At 70.1% G+C, this 26,333-nt stretch carries 22 protein-coding genes; 7 read left to right on the forward strand and 15 right to left on the reverse strand.

The features are described from left to right. Positions 1-24 precede the first annotated feature (24 nt). Genes BN159_RS06975 through BN159_RS06985 form a run of 3 tightly spaced genes read right to left on the reverse strand, consistent with a single transcriptional unit; the run spans position 25 to position 3,639 of the window. Positions 25-1,065, reverse strand: coding sequence for an ABC transporter permease (locus BN159_RS06975; RefSeq protein WP_041820942.1), 1,041 nt, complete (start codon positions 1,063-1,065; stop codon positions 25-27). After that, a complete protein-coding gene (locus BN159_RS06980; RefSeq protein WP_015656223.1) occupies positions 1,058-2,566 on the reverse strand; it encodes a sugar ABC transporter ATP-binding protein in 1,509 nt (502 codons plus the stop codon). Before BN159_RS06980 ends, BN159_RS06975 begins: the two co-directional genes overlap by 8 nt. Beyond that, the gene (locus tag BN159_RS06985; protein WP_015656224.1) at positions 2,563-3,639 is read right to left on the reverse strand and encodes a sugar ABC transporter substrate-binding protein; all 1,077 of its coding nucleotides are present in this window, start codon (positions 3,637-3,639) and stop codon (positions 2,563-2,565) included. The genes BN159_RS06980 and BN159_RS06985 overlap by 4 nt, the downstream gene beginning before the upstream one ends. A gap of 163 nt (positions 3,640-3,802) precedes the next feature. Here BN159_RS06985 and BN159_RS06990 point away from each other — a divergent pair, with 163 nt between their 5' ends. Further along, on the forward strand, positions 3,803-4,507 hold the full coding sequence (locus BN159_RS06990; RefSeq protein WP_015656225.1) for a FadR/GntR family transcriptional regulator: 705 nt from the start codon (positions 3,803-3,805) through the stop codon (positions 4,505-4,507). A 10-nt stretch (positions 4,508-4,517) separates the two neighbouring features. On the opposite strand, the gene BN159_RS42770 is transcribed toward BN159_RS06990, so the two are convergent. The 8 genes from BN159_RS42770 to BN159_RS07030 all read right to left on the reverse strand — a co-directional run bounded on the left by BN159_RS42770 (position 4,518) and on the right by BN159_RS07030 (position 17,443). Continuing rightward, entirely contained in the window at positions 4,518-7,442 is a 2,925-nt protein-coding gene (locus tag BN159_RS42770) for a caspase, EACC1-associated type (protein ID WP_015656226.1), read from the reverse strand. Next, positions 7,439-7,819: a hypothetical protein gene (locus tag BN159_RS07000; protein ID WP_015656227.1), complete on the reverse strand. Its 381-nt coding sequence runs from the start codon at positions 7,817-7,819 to the stop codon at positions 7,439-7,441. Before BN159_RS07000 ends, BN159_RS42770 begins: the two co-directional genes overlap by 4 nt. Positions 7,820-7,988: 169 nt before the next feature. Then, the gene (locus BN159_RS07005; protein ID WP_015656228.1) at positions 7,989-11,000 is read right to left on the reverse strand and encodes an alpha-mannosidase; all 3,012 of its coding nucleotides are present in this window, start codon (positions 10,998-11,000) and stop codon (positions 7,989-7,991) included. Positions 11,001-11,067: 67 nt separating this feature from the next. Next, positions 11,068-13,083, reverse strand: coding sequence for an endo-beta-N-acetylglucosaminidase (locus BN159_RS07010; protein WP_015656229.1), 2,016 nt, complete (start codon positions 13,081-13,083; stop codon positions 11,068-11,070). After that, a complete protein-coding gene (locus tag BN159_RS07015) occupies positions 13,080-14,336 on the reverse strand; it encodes a glycoside hydrolase 5 family protein (RefSeq protein WP_015656230.1) in 1,257 nt (418 codons plus the stop codon). The genes BN159_RS07010 and BN159_RS07015 overlap by 4 nt, the downstream gene beginning before the upstream one ends. A 31-nt stretch (positions 14,337-14,367) precedes the next feature. Beyond that, entirely contained in the window at positions 14,368-15,264 is an 897-nt protein-coding gene (locus tag BN159_RS07020) for a carbohydrate ABC transporter permease (RefSeq protein ID WP_015656231.1), read from the reverse strand. Then, positions 15,261-16,148, reverse strand: a complete 888-nt coding sequence (locus BN159_RS07025; protein WP_015656232.1) for a carbohydrate ABC transporter permease — start codon at positions 16,146-16,148, stop codon at positions 15,261-15,263. Before BN159_RS07025 ends, BN159_RS07020 begins: the two co-directional genes overlap by 4 nt. Positions 16,149-16,150: 2 nt before the next feature. Beyond that, positions 16,151-17,443 (reverse strand): ABC transporter substrate-binding protein, encoded by a 1,293-nt coding sequence (locus BN159_RS07030; protein ID WP_015656233.1) that lies wholly within the window; start codon positions 17,441-17,443, stop codon positions 16,151-16,153. Between the two features lie 222 nt (positions 17,444-17,665). Between BN159_RS07030 and BN159_RS07035 the strand changes: the two genes are divergently transcribed. The 4 genes from BN159_RS07035 to BN159_RS07050 all read left to right on the forward strand — a co-directional run bounded on the left by BN159_RS07035 (position 17,666) and on the right by BN159_RS07050 (position 22,023). Continuing rightward, a complete protein-coding gene (locus BN159_RS07035; protein WP_015656234.1) occupies positions 17,666-18,676 on the forward strand; it encodes a LacI family DNA-binding transcriptional regulator in 1,011 nt (336 codons plus the stop codon). 39 nt (positions 18,677-18,715) lie between these two features. Next, positions 18,716-19,723: an alpha/beta hydrolase family protein gene (locus BN159_RS07040; RefSeq protein ID WP_015656235.1), complete on the forward strand. Its 1,008-nt coding sequence runs from the start codon at positions 18,716-18,718 to the stop codon at positions 19,721-19,723. 93 nt (positions 19,724-19,816) lie between these two features. Next, the gene (locus BN159_RS07045; protein ID WP_015656236.1) at positions 19,817-21,163 is read left to right on the forward strand and encodes an amidase; all 1,347 of its coding nucleotides are present in this window, start codon (positions 19,817-19,819) and stop codon (positions 21,161-21,163) included. A gap of 119 nt (positions 21,164-21,282) precedes the next feature. Next, positions 21,283-22,023 (forward strand): class I SAM-dependent methyltransferase, encoded by a 741-nt coding sequence (locus BN159_RS07050; protein WP_015656237.1) that lies wholly within the window; start codon positions 21,283-21,285, stop codon positions 22,021-22,023. 12 nt (positions 22,024-22,035) lie between these two features. Here BN159_RS07050 and BN159_RS07055 read toward each other — a convergent pair whose 3' ends face one another. Next, on the reverse strand, positions 22,036-22,518 hold the full coding sequence (locus BN159_RS07055) for a GNAT family N-acetyltransferase (RefSeq protein WP_015656238.1): 483 nt from the start codon (positions 22,516-22,518) through the stop codon (positions 22,036-22,038). 60 nt (positions 22,519-22,578) lie between these two features. After that, entirely contained in the window at positions 22,579-22,752 is a 174-nt protein-coding gene (locus BN159_RS46125; protein ID WP_015656239.1) for a hypothetical protein, read from the reverse strand. 380 nt (positions 22,753-23,132) lie between these two features. On the opposite strand from BN159_RS46125, the gene BN159_RS07060 reads away from it, so the two are divergent. Both BN159_RS07060 and BN159_RS07065 read left to right on the forward strand, forming a co-directional pair. Further along, entirely contained in the window at positions 23,133-23,537 is a 405-nt protein-coding gene (locus BN159_RS07060) for a hypothetical protein (RefSeq protein ID WP_015656240.1), read from the forward strand. Between the two features lie 25 nt (positions 23,538-23,562). Then, positions 23,563-24,372: an SDR family oxidoreductase gene (locus BN159_RS07065; protein ID WP_015656241.1), complete on the forward strand. Its 810-nt coding sequence runs from the start codon at positions 23,563-23,565 to the stop codon at positions 24,370-24,372. Positions 24,373-24,376: 4 nt separating this feature from the next. On the opposite strand, the gene BN159_RS07070 is transcribed toward BN159_RS07065, so the two are convergent. Both BN159_RS07070 and BN159_RS07075 read right to left on the reverse strand, forming a co-directional pair. Beyond that, the gene (locus BN159_RS07070) at positions 24,377-25,414 is read right to left on the reverse strand and encodes a hypothetical protein (protein ID WP_015656242.1); all 1,038 of its coding nucleotides are present in this window, start codon (positions 25,412-25,414) and stop codon (positions 24,377-24,379) included. Next, the gene (locus BN159_RS07075; protein ID WP_157901081.1) at positions 25,411-26,082 is read right to left on the reverse strand and encodes a hypothetical protein; all 672 of its coding nucleotides are present in this window, start codon (positions 26,080-26,082) and stop codon (positions 25,411-25,413) included. Before BN159_RS07075 ends, BN159_RS07070 begins: the two co-directional genes overlap by 4 nt. Between the last annotated feature and the right edge of the window lie 251 nt (positions 26,083-26,333).

Consider the following 26,333-nt stretch of genomic DNA (forward strand, 5'->3'; position numbering starts at 1 on the left):
TGCCTTTCGCTCGGGAGCAGGGGGTCAGTCCTGGGCGCGGCCCGTGGTCAGCCGGGCGATCATGAGGGCGAGCAGGATGATTCCGCCGTAGATGGCCTGGATCCAGTACGGCTGCACCTGGGCGAGGGTGAGCATGTTGTCGACGGTGCCGAGCAGCAGTACGCCGGTCAGGGCGCCGAACATGGTGCCCTTGCCGCCGTCGAGGCTGATCCCGCCGATCACCGCGGCCGCGAACACCGTGAAGATCATGTTCTGGCCCTGGTTGGCGTTGATGGCGCCGACGTAGCCGGTCTTCATGATGCCGCCGACCGCCGCCAGCAGTCCGGCGGTGACGAACACGCCGAGCATCACGCGGTCCACGCGGATACCGGCCGCGCGGGCGGCGTCGGGGTTGCCGCCGATGGCGTAGAGGGAGCGGCCGAGGCGGTGGTAGCGGAGGAAGGCGCCGACCACGGCGAAGGAGAGCCCGGCCACCCATGCCGAGAGCGGGACGCGCAGGAAGGTGGTGGTGGCCAGGGAGAAGAAGGCGTCCGGCATGTCGAAGAGCGTCTTGCCCTTGGTCGCGCCGACCAGGACGCCGCGCAGGATGATCAGCATCGCGAGGGTGACGATGAAGGCGTTGAGCTTCAGCTTCACCACCAGCAGCCCGTTGAACAGGCCGATCGCGGCACCGACCAGCACGATCGCCACCATCGCCAGGCCCGTGGGCAGTTCGGTGCCGAAGCCCGCCTGCGCCGCCGGGAGGACGAGCAGCGCGCCGATCGCGGGGGCGATGCCGACGACGGACTCCAGGGACAGGTCGAACTTGCCGGTGATCAGGACCAGTGCCTCGGCGAGGACGACCATCGCCAGCGCGGCCGAGGAGCCGAGGATGGAGATGATGTTGTTCTCGGTGAGGAACGAGTCGTTGACGAAGGCGCCGATCACGACGACGGCCAACAGGGCTGGCAGCAGGGCGAGTTCACGGGCCCGGCGGAGCAGCACGGTGCGTGCGGAGCGGGTGTCGGGCTCCACGGTCGCCGGCTCTTTCATGTCTTTCATGGGCACGGCTTTCGTGTCAGCCATGGTCCACTCCTCCGCCATGGTCCACTCCTTCGATGGAGGCGATCAGCTCGCGGTCCTGCCAGCCCGCCGGGTGCTCGGCGACCACCCGGCCGTGGAAGAGGACCAGGACCCGGTCGCAGCGGCGCAGATCGTCGAGTTCGTCGGAGACGACGAGTACGGCGGTCCCGTCGTCGCGGGCCGTGTCGACGCGGGCGAGCAGGGACTCCTTCGACTTCACGTCGACGCCCGCGGTGGGGTTGATCAGGACCAGCAGGCGCGGCTCGGAGGCGAGGGCGCGGGCCATCACGACCTTCTGCGCGTTGCCGCCGGACAGATCGGAGACGGGCTGGTCGGGGCCCTCGGCATGGATGTCGAGGCGGTCGATCAGCCCGGCGGCGAAGTCGCGTCTGCGGTCGGTGCGGACGAAGCCGAAGCGGCCGAGCCGGTCCAGGACGCTCAGGGTGGCGTTGTCGCCGATGGTCATGCCGAAGACCAGTCCCTGGGCGTGCCGGTCGCGCGGGACGAAACCGACCCCGGCCTCCAGGGCCGCCCGTACATCGCCGAACGGGAGCTGTTCACCGTCCAGTTGGACCGTCCCACTCGTGGGGCTGTGCAGTCCCACGAGCGACTCGGCCAGCTCGGTCTTGCCGCTGCCGCTGATCCCGGCGAGGCCGACGACCTCGCCGCGGCGGACGGTGAGGTCGATGTCCTGGTAGGCGTCGGAGGTGAGGCCGCGGACGTCGAGCAGGACCGAGGTGGAGACGTCGGACTCCCTTATGTGTACGGCCTGTTCGGCGACGGTCTCCCCGGCCATGGCCTCGACCAGGGCCGCGCGCGGCATCTCGGCGACGGGAGCGGTGACGATCCAGCGGGCGTCCCTGAGTACGGTGACGGTCTGGCACACCTCGTACACCTCCTGGAGGTGGTGCGAGATGAACAGGAAGGTGACACCGGACTGCTGGAGCGCCCGCATGCGGGTGAAGAGCCGCTCGATCTCGCGCTTGTCGAGCTGGGCGGTGGGCTCGTCGAGAATGATGAAGCGGGCTCCGAAGCTCAACGCGCGGGCGATCTCCACCATTTGACGGTCCTCGACCTTGAGGTCGCCGGTGCGCGCCTCGGGGTCGACATGCACGTCCCAGGTGTCCAGGAGCGAGGCGGCCTCGGCGCGCAGCCGGCGCCAGCTGATGAGGCCGTGGTGGAGGGGCTGCCGGTTGATGAACAGGTTCTCGGCGACGGTCAGTTCGGGGACGACGGTGGGCTTCTGGTAGACGCAGGCCACCTTGCGGCGCCAGGCGTCACGGTCGGCGAGGGCGGGGGCGGGTTCGCCGTCGAAGCGGACCTCGCCCTGGTCGGCGGCCTGGAGTCCGGTGAGGACGGTGACCAGGGTGGACTTCCCGGCGCCGTTGCGGCCGACGAGGGCGTGGGACTCGCCGGGCAGGACGGTGAGGCGGCCGTCGGCGAGGGCGGTAGTGGGGCCGTAGCGTTTGACGATGCCCTGGGCCTCGACAAGTGGGGTGCTCATCCGACCGTGTTGCCCCACAGCTCGGGGTCGTCGACGTTCTCCTTGGTGACCAGCGGCGCGGGCAGCTGGTCCTCCAGGTTGCCGCTCGGCAGTTCGACGATGGTGGAGTCGTGGTCGGTGGGGCCGGGCTTGAACGTCTTCCCCTGCATCGCGGCCTTGATGTAGTACATGCCGTACTTGGCGTACAGGTCGGCGGGCTGGGAGACGGTGGCGTCGATCTCGCCCTTGCGGATGGCGTCGTACTCCTGCGGGATGCCGTCGTTGGAGACGATGGCGATGTGGCCCGCCTGACCGGCCTTCTTCAGCATGCCCTTGGACTTGAGGGTCTGGAGGGTGGGCGCGAGATAGACGCCGCCGGCCTGCATGTAGATGCCCTTGACGTCGGGGTTGGCGTTCAGCAGGGTGTCGAGCTTCGCGGCGGCCGTGTCGGACTCCCACTTGGCGGGGATCTCCAGCACCTTCAGCTTGGGGAAGTTCTTCTTCACGCAGGCGCGGAACGCCTCGGAGCGGTCACGGCCGTTGACCGAGGCCAGATCGCCCATGATCTGCACGACCTTGCCGGACGGTATCTGCTCGCCGAGGTACTGGCAGGCCTTCTCCCCGTACGCCACATTGTCGGCCCGCACCACCATGGCGACCTTGCCCTGGTCGGGGGCGACGTCCACGGCGACGACCGGAACGCCCTTGCGTTCGGCCTGGTCCAGGCCCGCCTCGATGGCGGCGCTGTCCAGCGGGGCGACGACGAGGCCCTTCACGCCCTGGTTCAGGGTGTTGTTGATGTCGGTGATCTGCTGGGAGGGGTCACTGTTGGAGTTGACGGTCTTCATCGCGTCGACGTCCTCGGACTTCGCCATCTTCGGCACGTAGTCGTTGTACGACTGCCAGAAGGGCGAGGTGAGCAGCGGAAGGATCACGCCGACCTTGCCGGTCCCGTCCCCGCCACCGGCTCCGCCTCCACCGGCGGATCCGGCGCTGTCCTTGGTGCTGCCGCAGGCGGCCAGCGCGAGCGCGGTGCTCGTGGCCAGGCCGATCATCCGGATTCTGTTCCGCTTGCGCACTGTCCTGCCGGGCATCGGGCGGCTCCTCGTTGAGGGTGTACGAGCAGATGACGGCATACTTATCAGACCACTCTCGCGACGGAACACCCTTCGACAGCGAATTTCCTGGAAATCTCCCCGAGTGGTCGGACCACTTCGGTGGTTACACTTCGGCTCATCCGGCGAGTGGAGGAAGCGCGTGGACGAGGAGACGGCCCCGCAGAAGGGCACCGTGACGCAGCGCGCCATCGAGCGGATCAAGGCGCTGATCGGTGAGGGAAGCCTGGAGCCGGGCCAGCGGTTGCCGACCGAGCGTGATCTCGCGGCACAGCTCGGCATCTCCCGCAGTTCGATGCGCGAGGCGATCCGGGCGCTCACCGTGATGGGGGTACTGGAGGCCAGGCACGGCTCCGGCATCTACGTCACGCGGCTGGAGGCGGGCGACCTCCTGGAGACCTTCGGCGTGGTCGCGGATCTGTCCCGGGGGCCGGGTCTGGTGGAGCTGCTGGAGGTGCGCCGCATCCTGGAGTCAACGGCGACGGCGCTGGCGGCGGCGCGCATCACGCCCGACCAACTCGCCGAGGTCGAACGGCACTTGAAGGCCATGAACGCCACCGACGACCCGGAACAGATCCTCGCCCACGACCTCGCCTTCCACCGCGAGATCGCGGCGGCCGCGGGCAACGACACGATGGCCGCAATCCTGGAGGGCCTGTCCTCGCGCACCTTCCGGGCCCGGGTCTGGCGGGGCTACCAGGAGGAGGGCGCGTTCACCCGCACCCGCCGCGAGCACGCCGCGATCCATCGGGCGTTGGTCGCCCGCGATCCCGAGGCGGCGCGGGCTGCGGCGGCGGCGCATGTGGGGGAGGTGGAGGAGTGGTTGCGGGCGCAGTTGGAGTCCTAGCGGCAGCGTGTTAGTCGAGAACCGCTTCCATCACCTTTCGCGCGATGGGCGCGGCCGCTCCGTCGGCCTCATCGTCCTGCACGACAACCGCGACCGCGACGGAAGCGTTCGACGCGGACTCCGCCTTCGCATACGAGATGAACCACGCGTATGCGCTCTCGCTGTCGACCGACTGAGCCGTGCCGGGTTTGCCCCCGACCTCGACGTCCCTGATGGCGGCATCGGTTCCGGTGCCGCTGTCGACAACTGCCCGCATCATCTGTTGCAGCTTGCGAGCAGTGGCCTCGGAGGTGGGCCGACTCAACACCTTTGGTTCGGTGGCATCGCCGTCGGCGGGGGCCGCCCGCACCAGGTACGGTCGCATCAGCGTGCCGTCATTGGCGACGGCCGCCGCCACCATCGCCATCTCGAGCGGAGTGGCCCGGGTGTTGTACTGCCCGATAGCGCTGAGGGCGTTCTGCGAAGGGCTCGTCTTCTCGGGGTAGATGGACTCCACCGCGCGGAGCGGCACCAGATGTTCGGCGTTGAAGCCGAACTCCTCTGCCTGCGCGAGCACCTTGTCGCTGCCGAGGTCGAAACCGATCTTGCCGAAGACGGTGTTGCAGGAGTGCCGCAAGGCGTCCTTCAGGGACGCGTTCTCGCAAGGTGCGTCCGTCTCGTTGCTCAACTGGGTGGTGGTCTCGGGCAGGGTCCACGGAGAGGGAGTGTTGGTCCGGTCCTCGATGGACGTGTACAGGTCGTTCTCAAGCGCCGCGGCGGCGGTGACCACTTTGAACGTGGATCCCGGCGGATATGTCTGCCGCAACGCCCGATTGAGCATCGGCTGCTTCTTGTCGTTCTGTAGCTTCTTCCAGGCATCGTCATGCTCGGGCGAGGCGCCGGCGAAGGTCGAGGGGTCGTACGACGGCGTCGAGACCAGGGCCAGGATGGCGCCGGTGCGAGGATCGAGCGCAACGACGGCGCCCTCGCGGTCGCCCAGAGCGCTGAAGGCCGCCTTCTGCGCGGATGCGTTGATGGTGGTGGCGACATCCTGGCCGGTCCTCTGGCTGGTGCGGGTGGCCGTGAGCACCTCGTCCTCGACCTGTTCGAGCAGTGAGGTGCCGAATGCCTGCGAGGCGTAACCGGAGACGGCCGCGTACAGTTGGCCGTCGGAATAGGTGCGCTGGTAGCGCTGCTTGCCGCCGGTGTCCTTCGAGCCGGTGATGGGCTCGTCCTCGACCAGAATGTCTCCGCGCGGCCGATCGTAGCGCGCCAAGGTCCCGTCGGCGGGACGGCCGAGCAGTAATGCCACGACGACCACGCCCACGGTCGACAGGGCGGCAACGCCATGGAGCAGCTGCCCCCTTGGGGAGAGCCGAGGCAGGCGTGTGCGCCCGATGAGCGGAATCAGAGCGGGGGCCATCAGGTACAGAACGGTGACGGCCGCGAGGATGACGTGAGCGCCGGTGAACTGCCGGCCGGGGACGAGAGCCGCGCGGATCCCGAGGGTCAGGACCGTACCCGCACCGAGTGCGGCCACGGCGGCATGCGCCCGGACGAGCAGACGTCGGCCGACCGGACGTGCGGTGGACGGTTCAGGCCCCAGCAAGGTGACGGCAGGCACGGGGACATCCGTGGCCGGGACGTCTGCGACGGTCTCCGCGTAGGTCGTCACGGACACCGTCAGCTCGCACTCTCCCGTCGCGGCACGCACGATCACGTGGCCTTCATAAACGCCCGGTTCCCGGGTCAGCGCTGACAGCGCCATCCCTTCAACGGTCGGTCGTATCCGCAACCATTCACTGTCCGAGGAGAGTTCCAGGGTCGCCTGCACCACCGGGGGCCCGAACACCGGTATGCCGGACTCCGGCCCCGGTCGGCCGACCGGGATCACGCCAAGGTCCCAGTGGGCGGTGGTGGTCCGCGGAGCCGCGGCGGCGCCGGCCTCCAGCGCCGCCTCACGCACTCTCCCGCTCTCGTCACGGGCGAGTCTCCGCAGTTCGGCGAGGGCGGCCAGCGCCCGGGACACGTCCGGCCCGTCCAGCGAGGCCCGCAGGTCGGCCACGCTTCGGAGCCGCTGCTCCAACGGGTCAGGCTCCGCCCGGACTTCGGCGCCCATCGGCAGGGCCACCGTAGCCGGGCGCCGGACCGAGCGGGCGATGGTGAGGTCGCCGTACGCGCCGAACATCCACAGTTGCGGGTTCTGGTGCGGGGTGACCGCGCGGACGCGGCCACCGATGTACTCCGCCAGCTCCGCCAGGCCGACCGCACCGTCTCCGCCCAGGTCGGCTTCGCCGGTCCGCAGCCCTTCGACGAGCGCGCCGGTGAACAGGGACGGCCCTGGCTCCCCTTCGGCGACCCCGGCGCCCATGGTCGACCCTGCTACCGCGCTCGGCACCATGCGGCTGCCCTCGAAGGCGTACTCCACGGCGCTCGACGCGGTGAGCACCGCCCGGCCGCGCTCGCCGTCGGAACGCTCCAGAGCGCTGAAGTTGTCCTCCACGTGCACGTCGGGGTCGGCTCGGTTGAAAAGGCCCCGCTCGAACGCTCCGGCGTAACAGCAGTCCAGCATCACCGCGGCCCGCCCGGCCCTGCTGCGCAGCATCAACCGGCTGACGTACTCAGCCGGAATCGCCGTCGACTCCAGCCGGGTTCGGACGGTGTCCCTGGCGGCGAGGAAGAGCTTCCCGCCTTCGTCCTTCAGCCCGTGACAGGCGAAGTGCAACAGGAGCGTGTCCGAGACCGAGCAGTCGGCAAAGAAGTCCTCCACCCCTCGGCGAAGTTCGTGCGCACCGACGTCGTTCAGCACCTCAACGGTGAACGCACCGATCGCCGGATCGCCCAGAATCCGGGCGAGATCGGTCGCATCCCGAATCGGTGCCCACAGAGCGCGCAGGCTCGGGTCCTCGTACGAGCTCGTGGCGACCAGCAGCGCGTGGCGTCTGCGCTCTCTCATGACCGGTCTGCCGTCACCACCGCGAGCCAGGCGTCGGCCAGCCGTCGCTGTTCCGCGCTGTCGACGCCGGTGACCTCAAGCCGGTTACCGTCTATCTCCAGCACGACGGTCCCGGATTCGGTCCGGGCCATCCACTCTCGGACGACGGCGAGGGTGCCCTCCAGCAAGGGCAGCGACGGTTGCAGGACGACCAGCAGCGCGCCCAGCGCCTCGACGAGTCCGGAGCGGCTGTTGGGCGGAGCCACGCCGGACTCCAACGGCCCGACCCGGTCGACGTCAAGCGTCAGCAGGTCCTCGCGCAGCGCCTCCAGTTGCCAGGGCTGCGCGGCGGCCGCCTCCTCGTGTCCGAGCGCGACGACACTCAACTCTGCGGACATGAGCCCTCCCCGTGCGGGCCCCTCGCAGCGGGCGGGAGGGGGCCGTGGCGCGTCCAGTGTGGCAGTCACACCTTCGTGCGGCGACCGAGTTGCCACACTTCACAAACCACACAACTGTCAACCGTCCCTGATGGAACAACAGTTGGCCCCCGCCACACCCGTTCCGTCGTCACGCCCTCCTGAACCGCAACGTCACCAGCTCGAACGGCCGCAGTCGTACGGCGACACCGTTGCCGTCGCGCTCCACAGGGCTGTCGTCGAGCGGGCGCTCCAGCAGGTCGGTGGCGACGACGTCCGCGACCTCGAACCCGGCGGTCAGCCTCGCGCGGCAGCGGCCGCCGTGGGCCTCGTGGAACCGTACGACCACGTCCCCGCTGCCGTCGTCGGCGAGTTTGACCGCGGTGATGACGACCGCGTCCCGGTCGACGCCGACCAGCGGGGCGACCTCGCCGGTGCCGGTGAGCCGTCGCTCGGGCAGGTTGATCCGCCAGCCCTCGCGGACCGCGTCGCCGATGCCCGCGCCCGGCACCAGGGCGTGGCGGAAGCGGTGGACGCCCTGGTCGGTCTCCGGGTCCGGGAAGCGGGGGGCCCGGAGCAGGGAGACGCGAACCGTCGTGGTCGTGCCGCGGTCGCCGTCGGTGCGGACCGTGCGGGTCACGTCGTGGCCGTACGTCGAGTCGTTGACGATCGCGACGCCCCAACCCGGCTCCTCCACGTGCACGAACCGGTGGTTGCACGCCTCGAACTTGGCCGCCTCCCAGGAGGTGTTGGTGTGCGTGGGCCGGTGGAAGTGCCCGAACTGGGTCTCGGACGCGTACCGTTCGGCGTGCACGTCGAGCGGGAAGGCGAGCTTGAGGAACTTCTCCGTCTCGTGCCAGTCCACCTCCGTGTCGATCAGCAGCCGCCGCTCCCCTGGTGCGAGGGACAGCAGTTGGGTGATCCGGGAGCCGCCGAAGGACCGGGTGATGCGCACCCCGTCACCCTCGAGGGCGATGTCGTCCACGTCGGTGAGGTCGGTGACCGTGTTGCGGTAGAACTCATCGACGTCCCAGGCGTCCCACATGTTCGGGAAGTCCGGGTGGAGTTGGAGGAGGTTCCCGGCGCGTCCGGGGGCGATGGTCTCGCGGTCGGCGTCATGGTCGTAGGCGGAGACGACCAGGCCCCGGGCGTCGATCTCGACCCGGAGCAGGCCGTTGTCGAGGACGTGTCCGCCGTCTCGGCGCCCGGAGACGGTGGTCCGGCCCTCGGTGACCGGGGTCCGCGCACCGCCCGCCGGAACGCCTTCGCGGATGTGCGGGGCGGAGTTGAAGACCAGCGTGGTCGAGCCGTCACCGGCGAGGGCCCGCTGGGCCGCGTCGATGATCGCCGTCAGTTCGTCCGCCAGCCGGTCGTACGTCGCACGCGCCTCCCGGTGCACCCATGCGATGGACGAGCCGGGCAGGATGTCGTGGAACTGGTGCAGCAGCACCGTCTTCCAGAAGCGGTCCAACTCCTCGTACGGATAAGGGAATCCGGTCCGTACGGCCGCCGTCGCCGCCCAGAGTTCGGCCTCGCGCAGGAGGTGTTCGCTGCGCCGGTTGCCCTGTTTGGTCCTGGCCTGGCTGGTGAGGGTGGCGCGGTGGAGTTCGAGGTAGAGCTCGCCGACCCAGACCGGTGGATTCGGGTACTCGGCCTCGGCCTTGGCGAAGAACTCCGCCGGGGTCTCCCACACCACGGTCGCCGAGCCTTCGAGGTCGCGCAGCCGGGCCGCCTTGGCGACCATCTCACGGGTGGTGCCGCCGCCTCCGTCGCCCCAGCCGGTGGGCGCGAGGGAGTGCCGGGCGACGCCCTTGTCCTTGAAGTTCCGGGCGGCGTGGGCGATTTCGCTGCCCTTCATGGAGCAGTTGTAGGTGTCGACGGGCGGGAAGTGGGTGAAGATCCGGGTGCCGTCGATGCCTTCCCAGGTGAAGGTGTGGTGGGGGAACTTGTTCGTCTGCGACCAGGAGATCTTCTGGGTCAGCAGCCACTTGGCCCCGGCCGCCTTGATGATCTGCGGGAGTCCGGCGGCGAAGCCGAAGGTGTCGGGCAGCCACGCCTCGTCGTTCTCGATGCCGAACTCGTCGAGGAAGAACCGCTTGCCGTGCACGAACTGCCGGGCCATCGCCTCCGAGCCCGGCATGTTGGTGTCCGACTCCACCCACATCCCGCCGGCCGGCACGAACCGCCCGTCCGCCACCGCCTTCTTCACCCGGGCCCACACCTCGGGCCGGTGCTCCTTCACCCACGCCCACTGCTGGGCCTGGGACATGGTGAACACGAACTCGGGCTCGTCCTCCAGCAGCGCGGTCATGTTCGCGGTGGTGCGGGCCACCTTGCGGACCGTCTCGCGCAGCGGCCACAGCCACGCCGAGTCGATGTGCGCGTGCCCGACGGCGCTGATCCGGTGGGCGGTGGGCACGGCGGGCTCGGACAGCACCGTCTCCAGCCGCGCCCGCGCCTGCGCCGCCGTGCCGTTCACGTCCTGAAGGTCGACGGCGTCCAGCGCCTTCTCCACCGCCCGCAGGATCTCCCAGCGGCGCGCGGAGTCCACGGGCAGCTCGGCCATCAGCTCGCCGAGCACCTCCAGGTCGAGCACCAGTTCCCACACCGTCTCGTCGAGGACGGCGAGATCCATCCGGGCGAGCCGGTACTGCGGTTCGCTGCCCGCGGTCTCCTTGTCCCCCAACTGGGTTGGCAGGAAGGGGTGGTAGTCGAGGATGACGGGGTTGGAGGCGGCCTCGATGTGCAGCCGTACCTCCTCGCCGCCCACCACGGGCGCGCCGATCCGCACCCACTGGTTGCGCGGGTTGAGGCCCTTCACCGGGATGCCGTCGGGCCGGTAGACCAGGCCCTCGCACTGGAAGCCGGGCATGTTCTCGTCGAAGCCGAGATCCAGCAGGGCCTCGACGGTCCGGCCGACCCAGGCCTCGGGGACGGTTCCGGTGACCCGGAACCAGCTGGTGCCCCACGGAGCACCCCAGCGGGCGCCCACCTCGATCGGCTCGGGTTCGGCCGCGAGTCCCTCGGCCACCGGCACGGGCTCGCCGGGCGCGTGCCACACCGCCACCTCCAGCGGTACGGATTCGGGGTACACGGCGGGTCGGATGCGCTCGTCGAGGACGCGCTTGAGGCGGGCTTCGACCAGGCTGCGGTCGTCATGCATGCGGGGTGCTCCGTAGGTCGTCCGGATGTGCGTGGGGGTTACCGGCGGTGGTGACGGTCGCGGGCGGTCACCAGGAGTGGGTCACGGTCGCGGGGGCTGATGTGGTGTACAGCTCCCCTACCGCGCGCACTTCGAACCGCGCGGCCGTCTCCCCCTGCTCGGGCCGCAGCCCCGCCACGAAGTACGCGCGCTGGCAGGTGCCGCCGAGGAAGCGCCGGGTGCCGTCGGGGAGGAGGCGGTGCAGGGTGTAGTGGCGTACGGCGCCGGGCGCGGGGTTCCAGACGAGGCGCAGATCGCCGCCGCTAGCACCGGTGACGCGCAGTCCGGAGGGAGCGGCGGGCGTACCGGCCGCCCCGGACCGCACGGCCAGCCCGCCGAGCCGCCAGCGCACCGTGCCGACGCTGCCACCGACCGGGGTGAGCCGGACCCCGATCGCCCGTATCGTGCCGGTCAGCCCCGTGAGCCGTACGGTCGCCGTCTGCCAGCTGTTGACCGAGTTCACAGGGAAATAGGTGTACGGCGGTGTCGACCCCGGAGTGCCGGGCTCGGCGGTGGCGACGGCCAGCTCGACGTTCACAGCGCCCGCGTCGGCCCCGTCGGTCCGGTGGGTCAGCTCGACAACCGTGTCAACACCCACCGCCAGCCGGGTCGCGTACACATCCAGCACGGTCGGCGCGGTCAGTTCACCGTCGACGAGCACACTGCTGCCGCCGCACCAGGCGTCCGCGAAATCGAAGTTCACAGCGGGCCGGGTGCCGGAGGTGTGCACGACCCAGCGCCGCGACGGCAGCCGGTCCTGCAACCCGAGGTGGTTCCAGGGCGCGTCCGAGCCAACCACACCCCCCTCGTACCAGCGCAGCCCGTGCCCCGTGTTGAACACACTCGCGAACGGCACCGACGTCACCGTCGACCGGTCCGCCACCGACACGGCCGGCGCCCGCCAGGCATCCGTGGCGTCCGGCCGCGCCGGATCCAGCGACCGCCCGCTCCAGAACCGGTCGTCGGCGGCATGGAACTCCCCCGGCGTACGGCCTGCGGGCAGGTGGTTGCGCGTCCACTCGGGCCGGTAGAAACCGACCGACACCACATGCGCCCGATCCCTCGGCACCATCGCGTCCCAGTTCACGGACTTGTTCCAGCCGCTCGCCTCCACATCGACGCCCGCCCACAGCTCGTAGCGGCTGCGCCCGATCTGCTCGGCCCGCTGCCCCGAGGACGCCAGGCCGCTCGCGGACCACCGGAAGTCGACGAACATGTCGTCGGCGCGCTCGAAGAACGGCTGGTTCTGCGCGTTGAGCGCCCCCTGCCAGCTCACCGTGCCGTTCACGGTCATCGAGTCGTACCAGGTCACCCGCTGTCCGACGGCCGCCGCCCGGGACTTCAGCTCGCGCAGGAAGCCGAGCATGTCGGTGGCGAGGGCCGCGTTGCCGCCGCTGGTCTCGGCGTTGACGAACCAGCCGTCGAATCCGTACGCCCGTGCCACGGCGACGAGTTGAGCAGCCAGCGGATAGCGCCCGGCGGAGTCCTTCTGCACCAGGTCTCGCGTCCACTGCAACTGCCCGCCGTAGGCCACCGGCGGCAGGAAGATGTTGCCGAGCACGGGCACGCCGTGGCGGTGGGCGGCGTCCACGATCGGCGCGTTGGGCGCGAGGATCAGCCCCTCGCCCGAGGAGCCGCCCCAGAACACCAGCTCGTCGATGTAGGACCAGTGGGTGAGGGCGTAGTAGTCGGCGGTGGCCGCGCCCTGGGAGGGGTTGCTGGAGGTGGGTCCGAAGGAGACCAGGGACTGGATTCGGGCCTGGCCCGAGCGGGCGGTCGTGTTCACCGGCGCCGGGGTGAACCGGGCGGCGAGCGGGACGGACGCGGCGTTGAAGGCGAGGTCGGCGTCGTCGGCAGCCCGCCACGCCTTGAGGCTGCGCCAGGTGATCCCGGTGCCGGGGGTGCCGGAGGGCAGCGAGTCCGGGTACCAGTAGGAGGCGTACGGCGGGGTGGCGGCGGCCTTTCGCGCCGCGGCGGCCGGGAGCGTGGGGGTGAGGGCTGCCGCGGCCCCGGCGATCAGGACCGTGCGTCGGGTGGGTTTCACGAGCGGGTGCCTCCTTGGGGGTTGGGGAGTACCTGGTCGGGAGTGACCACTTCGGTGATGCCGCGCGCCGCGAGATGGTCCTGGTCGTCGGCGCGGATGTCGAGAACGGTCGTGGGCCGGACGCCGTCGGCGGCCAGCCGGAAGTACGCGTCGAAGACCGGCCCGCCCGGCGCGCACCGGGAACGGGCGAAGGGGTCGGCGGGAACGACGAGTGCGGTGGTGCGCGCGGCGGCCGGGCCCGGTTTCCGCGCCGCCGCGTCCGCCAGCACACGGGCCGTGTCCTTCGGCACCCGCTCGCTGGTCAACAGACCCAGTCCGTACTCCAGTTCAGGGAAGTCCGCGAGCTGCCGGGACACGTCGTGGGAGCACCACCAGGTGATGCCCCACAGGTCGGGGCAGTCCAGGGCGTTCGTGACCGTCGCCTCGGTGAAGGCGGCGGCGTGCTCGGCCGGGATCAGCGGGGCAGGGGCGCCGACCTCCTGGAGCCAGACCGGCCGGTGCGGGTCGTCCGCCCATGCCTTGCTCAGCTCGACGAGATACGCGGCGTGGTGCTCGGTGGGCACGGAGATGCGGCCATGCCGCTGGGCGGTGCCGTTGAACACCCAGGAGTGCACGGCGGTGACCGCGCCCAGGCGGGCGGCCTGGGCCGGGGTGAAGGGCTGGTCGTCCTGGTACCAGGTGGCGTCGTACTCGGCGTGCAGGTGGAGGCGGCCGGGGGCGCCCTCCTCGCAGGCGGCGAGCATCCGTTCCAGCCAGGCGTCGATCTGCGCGCCGGTCGCCCGGTCGGGGTCGGGGTGGGGGCCGGCGGCGAACTGGTTGACCTCGTTGCCGAGGGTCATGCCGATGAAGTTGGGCCTGTCGGCGAGGGCCGCGGCGAGGGTGCGCAGGTAGGCGGCCTGGCCGTCGAGTACGTCGGGGTCGGTGAAGAGGTTGCGCCGGTGCCAGGTGCGGGTCCAGGCGGGCAGGAAGTCGAAGCTGCTCAAGTGGCCTTGCAGTCCGTCGACGTTGACGTCGAGGCCTCGTTCGGCGGCGGCGTCGGCGAGCCGTACGAGATCGGCGACGGCCCGTTCCCGGATCAGGGCGCGGTTGGGCTGGAAGTAGGGCCACAGCGGGAACACCCGGACGTGGTCCAGGCCCAGCGCGGCGATCGAGTCGAGGTCGGCGCGCACGGCGTCCAGGTCGAAGTCGAGCCAGTGGTGGAACCACCCGACGCTCGGGGTGTAGTTGACGCCGAAGCGCACGGCAGCAGGCATGCAGTGTCCTTGTCACACACGAGAGGGGGGTTCAGCCCTTCACCGCTCCCTCGCCGACCCCGCGGAAGAAGTACCGCTGGAGACAGGCGAAGAGGGCGATCAGCGGGGCGACGGCGATGACCGTGCCCGCGGCGACGAGCCGTTCGTCGTTGGCGAAGGTGCCGTGCAGATAGTTGAGGCCGATGGTGAGCGTGAACTTCGACGGATCGCTCAGCACGATGAGCGGCCACAGGAAGTCGTCCCAGGCGCCCATGAAGGCGAAGATCGCCACGACGGCCAGGGTGCCCTTGACCGCCGGCAGCGCGATCCGTACGAACCGCTGCCACACGTTGGCGCCGTCGACGAAGGCCGCCTCCTCGATCTCGTAGGGCAGGTTGAGGAAGGCGTTGCGCATCAGCAGTACGTTCAGCGCGCTGATGGAACCGGGGAGCACCACGCCGACGAGGGTGTTGTTGAGGCCGAGCTCCCGCATGGTGGTGAACTGGGCGATGATGATGCCCTCCACGGGGACCAGCATCGCGAGGATGAACGCGAGCGTGGCGGCGCGGCGGCCCCGGTAGCGCAGCCGGGCCAGCGCGTAGCCGGCGAGGGCCGAACCGACGCAGTTGGTCACGACGTTGGCGGTGGCGACCTTCAGCGAGTTGAGGGCGTAGTCCCAGACCGGGATGGTGTCGGCGACGCGCTCGTAGTTGTGCAGGGTGGGGTCGCCCGGCAGGAACTTCGGCGGGGAGGTGTAGATGTCCTCGGTGGGGCCCTTCAGCGAGGTGGACAGCTGCCACAGGAACGGGCCGACGGTGAGGGCGAGGACGGCGAGCAACAGGGCGTAACGCAGGGCGAGTTCCCAGACGCGTACCCGCTTGCCGTGTTCGTCGGTGACCCGGGGCCCGGATTTCACGAGCTGTGGCCGTACCTTCTCGATGACGCTCATCCGTCCTCCCTCCGGTCGGCGCGCAGGACGAGCAGCATCAGCGCGACGGTGACGACGAAGACGACGACCGAGATCGCGGAGGCGTAGCCGACCCGGCCGGTCAGACCCGTGCCGGTGCGCTGGACGAGCATCACGAGCGTGGTGTCCTCACCGGCGGGGCCGCCGCTCGGCCCGGCCATCAGGTAGACCTCCGAGAACACCTTGAAGGCGGCCACCGACGACAGCGCCCCGACCAGCACCATGGTCGACCGGACCGCGGGGACGGTGACCGTGACGAAGCGCCGTACGGCGCCCGCGCCGTCGACCGCGGCGGCCTCGTGGAGTTCGCGGGGGACGTTGGCGAGGGCCGCCAGGTAAATGATCATGTAGTAGCCGAGGCCCTTCCAGACCGTGACGGCCATGGCGCTGAGCAGCAGCAGCCACTGGTCGCTGAGGAATCCGACCCGGCCGACGCCGATGGTCTCCAGCAGCGAGTTCACCAGGCCGCGTTCGTCGAGCAGCCACACCCAGATCAGCCCCACCACGACGATCGAGGCGACGACGGGGGTGTAGAAGGCGGAGCGGAAGAAGGCGATGCCGGGGATGTTCTTCTGCACGAGCAGCGCCAGCAGCAGCGGCAGGATCACCAGCGCCGGGACCACACCGAGGACGTACAGCGTGCTGTTGCGCAGCCCGATCCAGAACATGTCGTCGTGCAGCAGCTCGCGAAAGTTGTCGAGGCCGATGAACTCGCCCTCGATCAGCGTGCGTCGGTCGGTGAAGGCGTTGACCAGGGTGGAGACGAACGGGTAGAGGATGAAGACGCCGATGACCAGCAGGCCGGGAGCGGCGAACAGCCAGGGGCTCAGCGGCAGTTGACGCCGCACCCGGGACACGGTGGCCATCGCTACCCCTGCTGCTGGAGGAGCCGGTCGCAGGCCTCGACAGCGTTGTCAAGCGCTTCCTTTGGGCTCTCCTTGCCCTGGAGCGCCTTGGCGACCTCGTTGCGCAGCTCGGTCTTCATCTGCTCGCTGAACAGCACCGGCGTGTAATTGACCGCGTTCTTCAGCGACTTGGCGGCGGCGATCCGCACCCGTGTCTCGTCGGTCCCGTCCTCCTTCGTGAAGTACGGGTCGTCCAGCGACCCTGCCGTGCTCGGGAAGATCGCGACCTTCTTGGCGAAGGACATCTGGTGCTCGGCGTCGGTGACGTAGTGCGCGAAGGCGACGGCGGCGGGCTTCCGCTTGGTCTGGGAGTTGACCATCACGCCCATCACGTACATGTTGACGTGCCCCGTGCTGGTGATCTGGTCGGTGATGCCGATGTTCTTGTACAGGTTCGGCGCCTGCTTCTTGAAGTTGCCGAGGTCCAGGGCGCTGCCGGGGTTCATGGCGACAGCCTCGGTGAGGAACTTCTTCCCGGACGACTCCGGGGTGGCGGTGAGCGCCTGCGGGTCGAGGGCCTTGGCGTCGTACAACTCCTTGTACTTGGTGAGAAGTTCGACCCCCTTGGCGTCGTTGAAGGCGAAGCCGGTGCCCTCGTCGTTCATCAGCGGGACGCCGTAGCGCCCGAAGTCCTCGACGGTGGGGACATTGGCGAGGGTGGCGACCTTGCCGTCGGTCTTCTCCGCGATGGTCAGGGCGTTCGCGAAGAGTTCGTCGTACGTCGTCGGCGGCTGGTCGGCGTCGAGCCCCGCTTCCTTGAACAGGGACTTGTTGTAGAACAGCGGGCCGGTGTTGAGGTACCAGGGGAAGGCGTACGTGCCGCCCATGCCCGGTATCCGGTGGCTGGCCCAGGCGCCGTCCAGGTACTCCTTCTTGTACTGGGCGGCGTCCTTGTCCAGGTCCGCCGCGAGGCCCGCCTTGGCGAGCGGGGCGACCAGGTCGGGCGAGACGTTGACGACGTCGGGCAGGGTGCCGCCGGCCGCGTCCGCGCTGATCTTGTCGGCGTAACCCTCGGCGGGCTGGTCGACCCATTTGACGTTGGTGCCCGGGTACTTCTTCTCGAAGTCGGCGATCAGCCCTTCGAAGTAGTCCTTGAAGTTCGCTCTCAGGTTCCAGGTCTGGAAAGTGATGTCGCCCTCGATCTTGCCGGAGGCGTCGGAGGAGCCCCCTCCGTCGTCACCGGAGCCGCAGGCACTGAGCGGCAGGACGACACAGACGGCGAGAGCGGCAGCGAGGTTTCTGCGGGAAACGGGCACCGTGAACCGGCCTCCTTCGGGGTGGATTCGGTCGACGACGACAGACCTTGCACGGCGCCGCGCGGGCCCGTCAATGCATCGCGCAGTGCTAATTGCATTAGTGACTAATGCGCATTAGGTTGGCGCAGCTGAACCGCATTAGTGCACACTGGTGGCCGGAATGTGTCGGAGGAATGGGGAGACACCGTGGCAGGCAGGCGGTCACCGGCCCGGCGGCCCACGATGAAGGACATCGCGCGGCATGCCGGGGTCTCGCAGAGCGCGGTGTCGTTCGCGCTCAACGGGCGGGCCGGGGTCTCGGAGGAGACCCGGGAGCGGGTGCGCCAGGTGGCCGAGGAGCTGGGTTGGCGGCCGAGCACGGCGGCGCGGGCCCTGTCCGGGGAGGGTGCGGCGACGGTCGGCTTCGTGCTGGCGCGGCCGGCGGACACGCTCGGCGTGGACTCCTTCTTCCTCCAACTGGTCTCCGGCATACAGGAGGTGCTGGCCGAGCGTCATCTCGGGCTGCTGTTCCAGGTGGTGGAGGACGTCGCCGACGAGTGCGCGGTGTACCGGCGCTGGTGGGCCGAGCACCGGGTGGACGGGGTGCTGGTGGTCGACCCCCGCACCGACGACCCCCGGCCCGACCTCCTCGACGAACTGGGCCTGCCCGCCGTGGTGATCGGCGGCGCGCCCGAGGAGCGCCATCCGGGTCTGTCCACGGTGTGGGCGGACGACGCGGGCGCGATGGCGTCGGTGGTGGACGGTCTGCACGCCCTCGGCCACCGCCGGATCGTGCACATCGCGGGCCTGCCCGGTCTCGCGCACACCGAACGCCGGATCCGCACCCTGGCCGCCGAGGCCGCCCGGCGCGGTCTCACCGAGGTGCAGTCCGTGACCACGGACTACTCGGACGCGGCAGCGGCGGCGGTGACCCGGCGGGTCTTGCGGGCCGACGCTCCCCCGACCGCGCTGATCTACGACAACGACGTGATGGCCGTCGCCGGGGTCGCCGCCGCCACCGAACTGGGCTTCTCGGTACCGGCCGAGGTGTCGGTGGTGGCCTGGGAGGACTCGGCACTGTGCCGCATGGTCAAGCCCTGGCTGTCCGCCCTCTCCCGGGACAGCGTCGAGTTCGGCCGCACGGCGGCCCGCGAGCTGACGGCCCTGCTGGACGGTGGCCCGGCCCGGACGGTACGGGTGCCGGTGCCGCGGTTGATCGAGCGGGACAGTACGGGGGTGGCCCGACGGAGCTGAACGGCTCCCGCCGCACCCTGCCAGGGGGACAATGGCCGTATGCGCCTGCGGAGACTGGCCAGTGCCGCCGCCGGGCTGTCGCTGCTGCTGGCGATGGGCTGCACGGGCGGCGGGGAGAAGGCCGCGCCCACAAACCCCGCCGCCCGTACGACAACTGCCTCCCCCTCCCCCACACCCGTCGACCCGGTGTCGATCCAGGCGCTGATCCAGCGCGACCACACCGGCTCCGACCTCCGCCTCGGCACCGTCCTGGCCCGCACCGACGCCTACACCTCGTACGCGGTGACGTACGAGAGCGACGGACTGACGATCTCGGGGCTGATGAACATCCCCCGCGGCAAGGGGCCCTTCCCGGCGCTGGTGCTCGCGCACGGCTATATCGACCCCGCCGTCTACACCACCGGCCGGGGTCTGGCCCGCGAACAGGACCTGCTCGCCCGCGAGGGCTATGTCGTCCTGCACTCCGACTACCGCAACCACGCCCGCTCCGACGACGACCCCGACAACAACGTGAACCTGCGTCTCGGCTACACCTCGGACGTCATCGGCGCGGTGCTGGCCCTGCGCGGTTCGGGCCGTCCGGAGATCGACCCCGACCGGATCGGGCTGCTCGGGCGCTCGATGGGCGGCGGGGTCGTGTACAACACCCTGGTCGTGGCGCCCGGTCTGGTGGACGCGGCCGTGGTCTTCGCACCCGTCAGCGGCAGACCGCAGGACAACATCGACCGCTTCCAGCGCGGCGAGGGCGACCCGATCGCCGCCGAGATCGACGCCGCGCACGGCACACCCGAGGAGAACCCGGAGTTCTGGCGCAACGTCTCCCCGCTGACCTTCGTGCACCGAGTCACCGAGCCCCTCCTCATCCACCACGGCACCGCCGACGACACCTGCCCCCTCGCCTGGTCCAAGCGCACGGTCGCGGCGTTCGAGGCGGCCGGCAAGGACGTGGAACTGCGCGAGTACCCGGGCGAGGGGCACACCTTCGGCCCGCAGTGGCCGCGGTCGATGGTGGCGACGACGGCGTTCTTCGAGCGGCATCTGCGTTGATCCGCACTCTCGACTCGGGGCCCGGCGACAGGCAGAGTTCTCCTCGACGTACCCGCGAGTAATCCTCTGCGCAGTACCTGAAGGAGCCCCTCTGTGACCACCTGGGTCGGCCGGACCGCCGTCGAGATCGCCGCCGCCGTACGGGAGAAGCGGGTCACGCCCCGGGAGGTGGTCGCCGAGCATCTTGAGCGGATCGCGCGCCTGGACGGCCGGGTCGGCGCCTTCCGCAAGGTGCGCGGCAAGGCGGCGCTCGCCGAGGCCGAGGCCCTGGGCGAGCGCGGCGATCTGGCCGAACTGCCGCTGGCGGGCGTCCCGGTGGCGGTCAAGGACAATCTCGCGGTGACCGGCGAGTCCCTGCGCGTGGGCTCCGCCGCGACCTCGGAGGCTCCCTGCCCCGGTGACCACGTCACCGTGGAACGGCTGCGCGCGGCGGGCGCCGTGGTGGTGGGGCTGACCAACGTGCCGGAGCTGTGCGTGTTCGGCACCACGGACGGCGTGCACGGCATCGCCCGCAACCCGTGGGACACCACGCGCTCGGCGGGCGGTTCGTCGGGCGGCAGCGCGGCCGCGGTCGCCGCGGGCCTGGTACCGATCGCCCTCGGCAACGACGGCATGGGTTCGCTGCGCATACCCGCGGCCAACTGCGGTCTGGTGACTCTCAAGCCGGGCCGGGGCCTGGTACCGGCGGGCATCGGCGAGGGCGACTGGTTCGGCATGTCGGAGAACGGGCCGCTGGCGACGACCGTCGAGGACGCCCGCCTGGTGCTGTCGGTGCTGGCCGACGCGGAACTCCCGCCGGGTCCTGAGCCGACGGCGCGCCGGATCGCGGTGTCGCTGCGCAGCCCGATCGCCGGGATCGCGGTGAGCGCCCCCTACCGCGCGGCCGCCCGGGAGACGGCGGGCCTGTTGATCAAGGCGGGCCACCAGGTGCGCCGCGCCGATCCTCCCTACCCGCTCTCGCTGAGCCTCACCTCCCTCGCCCACTGGACGGCGGGCACCTCGGTCGACGCGCAGGGCCTGGACCGACGCCTGCTGACCCGCCGTACCCGGGTCCACGCGGCGATCGGGCGCCGCTTCGTGGGCCTGGTCCGTGACGGCGAGAGCCGCCAGGAACTGCGCCGACGCCTCGAACCGTTCTTCGAGCAGTACGACGTCCTGCTCACCCCGGCGCTGGCCCGCCGCTCCCCCGAGGCCGCGCCCTGGCACGAGCGGGGCTGGCTGCGCAACGTCATGGCGAACACCAACTACTCGCCCTTCACCCCGCCTTGGAACCTCACGGGCTGGCCCGCCCTGGTCGTCCCCGCCGGCACCCTCCCCTCCGGCGCCCCCAGCGCCGTACAGCTCGTCGGACGTCCGGGCGCGGAGACCGAACTGCTCGAGCTGGCGGCCCAATTGGAGCGGGCGCGCCCTTGGCAGCGGACGGCGCCGCTGGAGGACTGAGGCTCCGTCGGAATTGTTGTTCCGCGATCCGGATCTTTGGTGTTTCTGCCAGTACGGACGCTCTGCGTGATGTGGAGAGACTGCCAAGGACATGACCGAGGCAGCGGAAGGACACCACGGTGAGCGTGCAGCAGTACGACAAGATCGGTGAGGCGTTCGAGGGCTTCAAGTCCCTGCCGTTGACGCGATATGCGGAGGTGCCGGGCTTCCTGGGCCTGGTCGGTGACGTGAGCGGTAAGTCGGTCCTCGACCTCGCCTCCGGCACCGGTTTCTACAGCCGGGAGTTCAAGCGGCGCGGCGCCACGGACGTGCTCGGCATCGACATCTCGGGGGAAATGGTCGCCGCCGCGCAGAGGCTGGAGGACCAGGATCCGCTGGGTGTGCGCTACGAGGTGGGCGATGTCGCCGAACTGCGCTCCCTGGAGCGACGCTTCGACATCGCCGCCGGCGTCCAGTTGCTCAACTACGCGCCCGACATCGCCACTCTGGAGCGCATGTGCCGCCATGTGCACCAAAGCCTGGCGCCCGGCGGCGAGTTCTTCGTGCTCTGCCAGTCGCCCGACTACCGTCCCGACCCGGCGGTCCTTCAGAAGTACGGCTTCCGCTGCGAGCCGACCGGCGAGGAGACCGAGACCGGACCGCGCTTCCGGGTCACGGCGCTGCTGAACCCGCCGATCGGGATCGAAGTGGCCGCCCCGCGCCGCGAGGTCTACGAAGCGGCCCTGACGGCGGCCGGGTTCAGCGAGCTGACCTGGGTGCCGCTGGAGGTTTCCGAGGCCGGGGTGCGCGAGTTCGGCGCGGACTTCTGGGCCGACTACCTGGTCAACCCCCCGCTGGAGATGCTGCGCTGCCGCGCCTGACCTGCCGGGCCCTCACAGGGCCTTGTGCATGATGTGCAGCCCCACCAACCCGTGCCGGGGATGGTCGAAGGCCTCCGGGACCGTGCCGAGGATCGTGAAGCCGAGGGACGTCCAGAGCCCCACGGCCGGGTTGGTCTCGACGACGGAGTTGAACACCATGGCGCGGTAGCCCTGCGCCTTGGCGGCCGTCAGGACGTGGTCGGCGAGGCGACGGCCGATGCCGCGGCCCGCGTGGTCCGGGTCGACCATGAAGCCCGCGTTGGCGACATGGGCGGCGGGGCGGCCGTAGTTGGGGGTGAGGTAGGCGGAGGCGACGATCGCGCCTGTCTCGTCCTCGACGACGTATACACGCTTCGGCGGATTCATCCACAGGACCCGGGCGGCCTCTTCGGAGGTGTCCGGGTCCCAGGAGTAGGTCTCGCCGGCGGAGACGACGCGATGCCAGAAAGGCCAGATCCGCGGCCAGTCCTCGGCCACGGCTTCTCTGATCAGCATGGGCGCCAGTCTCGCACGCCCATGCGATGGTCACCTTCGGATAAATCCCGTTCGGCGCCTTCAGTCCACGCTGGGCAGGATGTGGGGTTCGGCGAGGTCGTCCTCGTATCCCGCGAGGCGGATCGGGGCGGACCGGGCCCACACGTCCAGGCTGCCGAGCTCTCCGGACCGGCCGCCCGCTGGCTCCGGGCGCTCCTCGGGGCGTTGATCGTGCTTTGTCTTCTCCGGTGTCACCGCGCACTCCTTATGTGTCGGGTCACCCTCGGGACCACCTGCGCCGGGCCGCTGCGCCCGGCGTCTGGAGCCCGCTCGGGTATGAATCGATGCGTTTCGGACGCGGTGGCGCCGGTTTCTCGTACGGAGCACGTGGGTGCGGGTGGGACCCCGTGCTGTTGTCCGTCCGCTACAGAGTAACCAAATGAGCGGGCCCCCGCTCGATGGGGCTGAAAACTCGGGGTTACTGTCTGAAGTCGTCCTGTTTTCTCCCCCCACACCGCCACTTGGGTCGCCCTGCACCTCATCGAGCACGCAATTCAGGTCCTGTTGGCCGTATCGCAAGCCACCCATGATCTGCTGACGGACGGCAACGGCTTGTCCGGCGGGAGGACTGGCGCATGGAGCTGCGCAGTGTCGAAGAGCTGATGGATCTGCTGTACGCCTGCCGGGGCGGGCACGCGCTGCGCACCGCCGCGCTGTTGCGCCGCAGCCGCCCCGCCGACAAGGAACTCCAGGTGGCGGGCCTGGTCCAGGCCATCGGCCCGCTGCTCAGGCCCGGCGACCGCTCCGCCCAGCCGGACTGCGCGGCAAACGCCGTACGCCCGCTGCTCGGCGAGCGCGTGGCCCACCTGGTCCGCGCCAACGGCCACCCCGCCGCCCCCTTGGACGAGGACCTGCTACGGCTGCGGCAGGCCGGCGAGGAGGGCCGCGACGCCGCCTTCGACGCCGGCGTCCTGGAGGACTGGCGCACCGTACTGGAACTCCTCGCGGCCCGGAACTCCCGCCTGGGGGCTGTCGACTGACGGACCGTCATGAGACGGTACGCCGATGACGCCGCCGTACGGACTCAAGGGCAGGGCCGCCATCGTCACCGGCGCGACCCGGGGTATCGGCCTGGCCGTCGCCCGAGCGCTGACGGAGGCGGGGGCACGGGTGTGCGTGACGGCGAGGAACGCACAGGAAGTGGAACGCACGGCGGCGGCCCTGGGCGGCAGCGGCCTACCCGGCGACGTGTCCGACCCCGCCCACCTCCACGCCCTGACCGACCTCTGCGTAGCCGAATTCGGCCGCCTGGACATCGTCGTCAACAACGCGGCGACCAACCGCCCCTACGGCCCCCTGATGACCGTGGACCCCCTCGACTGGCGCACCGCCTTCACGGTGAACGTCGAGGCACCCCTGCGCCTGACCCAGCACGCCTGGCGGGCCTGGATGCGCGACCACGGCGGCGCGGTCGTCAACATCTGCACGGAGGGCGCCGACCACGTGGGCCCGAACACCGGCACCTACGGCACGACCAAGTCCGCCCTCCTCCACCTCACCCGCCAACTCGCAGGCGAACTGGCCCCGAAGGTCCGCGTCAACTCGGTCTCCCCCGGCCTGATCCGCACCGAAATGGCCCGCTTCGTCTGGCAGCACGCCGAGCAACAGATCACCGACACCATGCCCCTGGGCCGCATCGGCGACCCCGAGGACATCGCCCGAGCCGTCGCCTGGCTCGCCTCGGACGCGGCCCAATGGGTCACGGGCGCCGATCTGGTGGTGGACGGGGGGACGCGGGTGCGGGCGGCCCAGTCGGCACGGGGCAGCGCCGTACAGGCCGCGCTCCGCTCCCGAACCCCCGGTGACCTGCCGTGACGCGTCAGAAGATGTCCCGCTCATCGATCCCCGCCGCCCTGAGCTGGGACCGGAACTCCTCGAACCGGCGGTCGCGCAGGGTGCGGAGCTCGTCCAGCGGAAGAGTGCAGCCGAGTTCGGTCAGCAGGTCGCCGAATTGCTGATCCGTCTCGATGGCATGCGGTACGCCCGTCCCGAAGGGGATGACCTTGCTCGCGAACCGGCGGGTCATGTCGAGGCTGGCGTGATAGGCGCGGTAGGGGCGGGTCTTGGAGGAGAACTGAAGGTTCTCCGGGTACTCGGTGCCGTCGAGGTAGTACGTCAGGAACATCCCGCTGTCGAACATCTCGCACCGAAAGAACGGCAGGTCGCGGTGGAGGTAGACGGTGGTGGGCAGTGCCACGCGGAGATCGTGGAGGGCGGTGAGGGAGACGAAGACCCGACCTTGGAGCGTCGCGATGTCGTCGTCGACCCGCTGCTGGGTGGCCACCGCGCGCCGTTCGCGCAGCCGCATCACCACATGGGCCCGCAGACATTCCTCGGCACGCGGGTCGATGATGCAGAGCCTGATTTGATCCAGCCGGCGAAAGGCCCGCTTCTCGGCGCCCTGGCTCAACCGGAAGGTGGCGAACTCGGCGGCGCCGCCCTTGCTGTCGTAGCGCGTGGACGATTCGAGGAGGACCTGGAACGCCTCCCGGAAGGCCAGTTTCGGCACATCCGCCGATTCGAAGACCCCGCTCGGCAGGGATGCCTCGAAGCGCTCGCGGAACTGCGAGTGGGCCACGTCGATGGCATACCCGGCGAGTTCCTGGGCCTGTAAGCGCTGCCGGACCGGATCGAGGAACAGGGAGACCATGACGTAGATGAAGACCGAGGCGATCACCGACTCGCCGATGGCGGCCAGCGCCGTCGACCACTCTTCGTCCAGGTCGAAGAGCAGACCCCACAGGGTGAGCACCACGCCCACCACGGTCGCTCCGAGCATGACCAGCACCGCCCACAATCGGGCGTACTTGGCGAATATGCGAACGCCGTCGGGATTGCCCGCTGGGGAGAGGGTCATGTCACCAGTCTTTCTGCCACCAGTTCCATGAGGTCGGCGATGTCGTCGCCGCCGAGCCGGGTGACGGCCGTGGTGGCGGCGCGTTGCGTGCGGTGCTCGGCGGGGATGACCGTCGTGGTACCTGTGAGGTCGCGGCCCTGCAGGACGACGGTGACGACGGGGTGTCGGCCATCGGGGTCGGCGCGATGAAGTACGCGATGGTCGAGCATGTACGCCTGCCCGGCTTCACGCCGGATGGTGCGCGTGACGCGGACCCGCCCCACGCCGTCGGGCGCGTAGTGGTAGGTGCCCGACGCGTCTTTCGACAGCCGGTGGACGGGCGTGTCGCCCTGGTCCCGCTCAAGGTCGAACCGCGTTTCGAGCAGGGTGCCGGAGGCGACGAAGGAGGCGAAGTTCCAACGGTGGTTGTGCGCGTCGGACGGCGGGACGGGCCGGTCCCACACGTGCACGCGCAGGGACCAAGAGTCGGCGCCAGGAGACATCAGCTTCATCTTGTAGAACCCGTTCGGATGCCGATAGCACAGCGTGTCGGCCAACGAGGCCCGTTCTTTTGCCGAGATCAGCAGATGTTCGCGCAGCCGACCACTGTCGCAGACGGCGGAGAGGGTGGGTTCCAGATCGTTCGAGCCCGACACCTCGGCGTCGATGAATGCGAGCAAATCAGCCATACCCGGCATGCTATTTCCCGGCGTCCTGTGGGTGTTCGAACGATTCCCCAGGATGCCGTGTCGAATCGCGGTGCGGACGAGTTTCGCGGATCAGGTGGTCGCGCTTCTCCGGAGCGGTCGCGTTGCTCCGGAATCCGAAGGTGGCGGGAAACAGCCCGGCTCACAAGGGCGCATGACGGGAGCACACACAGCACGCGCGCACGGGGAGGGGCTCCCCGCACGCGCGTGCGATGTCACTGGCCGTTCCGGCG

The organism is Streptomyces davaonensis JCM 4913 (assembly GCF_000349325.1).
Lineage (GTDB): Bacteria > Actinomycetota > Actinomycetes > Streptomycetales > Streptomycetaceae > Streptomyces > Streptomyces davaonensis.

Bases quoted from the DNA above. Each gene is read 5' to 3' on its own strand.
- BN159_RS06975 (WP_041820942.1), bottom strand. From the start codon at position 1,065: ATGGCTGACACGAAAGCCGTGCCCATGAAAGACATGAAAGAGCCGGCG.
- BN159_RS06980 (WP_015656223.1), bottom strand. From the start codon at position 2,566: ATGAGCACCCCACTTGTCGAGGCCCAGGGCATCGTCAAACGCTACGGC.
- BN159_RS06985 (WP_015656224.1), bottom strand. From the start codon at position 3,639: ATGCCCGGCAGGACAGTGCGCAAGCGGAACAGAATCCGGATGATCGGC.
- BN159_RS42770 (WP_015656226.1), bottom strand. From the start codon at position 7,442: ATGAGAGAGCGCAGACGCCACGCGCTGCTGGTCGCCACGAGCTCGTAC.
- BN159_RS07000 (WP_015656227.1), bottom strand. From the start codon at position 7,819: ATGTCCGCAGAGTTGAGTGTCGTCGCGCTCGGACACGAGGAGGCGGCC.
- BN159_RS07005 (WP_015656228.1), bottom strand. From the start codon at position 11,000: ATGCATGACGACCGCAGCCTGGTCGAAGCCCGCCTCAAGCGCGTCCTC.
- BN159_RS07015 (WP_015656230.1), bottom strand. From the start codon at position 14,336: ATGCCTGCTGCCGTGCGCTTCGGCGTCAACTACACCCCGAGCGTCGGG.
- BN159_RS07020 (WP_015656231.1), bottom strand. From the start codon at position 15,264: ATGAGCGTCATCGAGAAGGTACGGCCACAGCTCGTGAAATCCGGGCCC.
- BN159_RS07025 (WP_015656232.1), bottom strand. From the start codon at position 16,148: ATGGCCACCGTGTCCCGGGTGCGGCGTCAACTGCCGCTGAGCCCCTGG.
- BN159_RS07035 (WP_015656234.1), top strand. From the start codon at position 17,666: ATGAAGGACATCGCGCGGCATGCCGGGGTCTCGCAGAGCGCGGTGTCG.
- BN159_RS07040 (WP_015656235.1), top strand. From the start codon at position 18,716: ATGCGCCTGCGGAGACTGGCCAGTGCCGCCGCCGGGCTGTCGCTGCTG.
- BN159_RS07055 (WP_015656238.1), bottom strand. From the start codon at position 22,518: ATGCTGATCAGAGAAGCCGTGGCCGAGGACTGGCCGCGGATCTGGCCT.
- BN159_RS07060 (WP_015656240.1), top strand. From the start codon at position 23,133: ATGGAGCTGCGCAGTGTCGAAGAGCTGATGGATCTGCTGTACGCCTGC.
- BN159_RS07065 (WP_015656241.1), top strand. From the start codon at position 23,563: ATGACGCCGCCGTACGGACTCAAGGGCAGGGCCGCCATCGTCACCGGC.
- BN159_RS07070 (WP_015656242.1), bottom strand. From the start codon at position 25,414: ATGACCCTCTCCCCAGCGGGCAATCCCGACGGCGTTCGCATATTCGCC.
- BN159_RS07075 (WP_157901081.1), bottom strand. From the start codon at position 26,082: ATGGCTGATTTGCTCGCATTCATCGACGCCGAGGTGTCGGGCTCGAAC.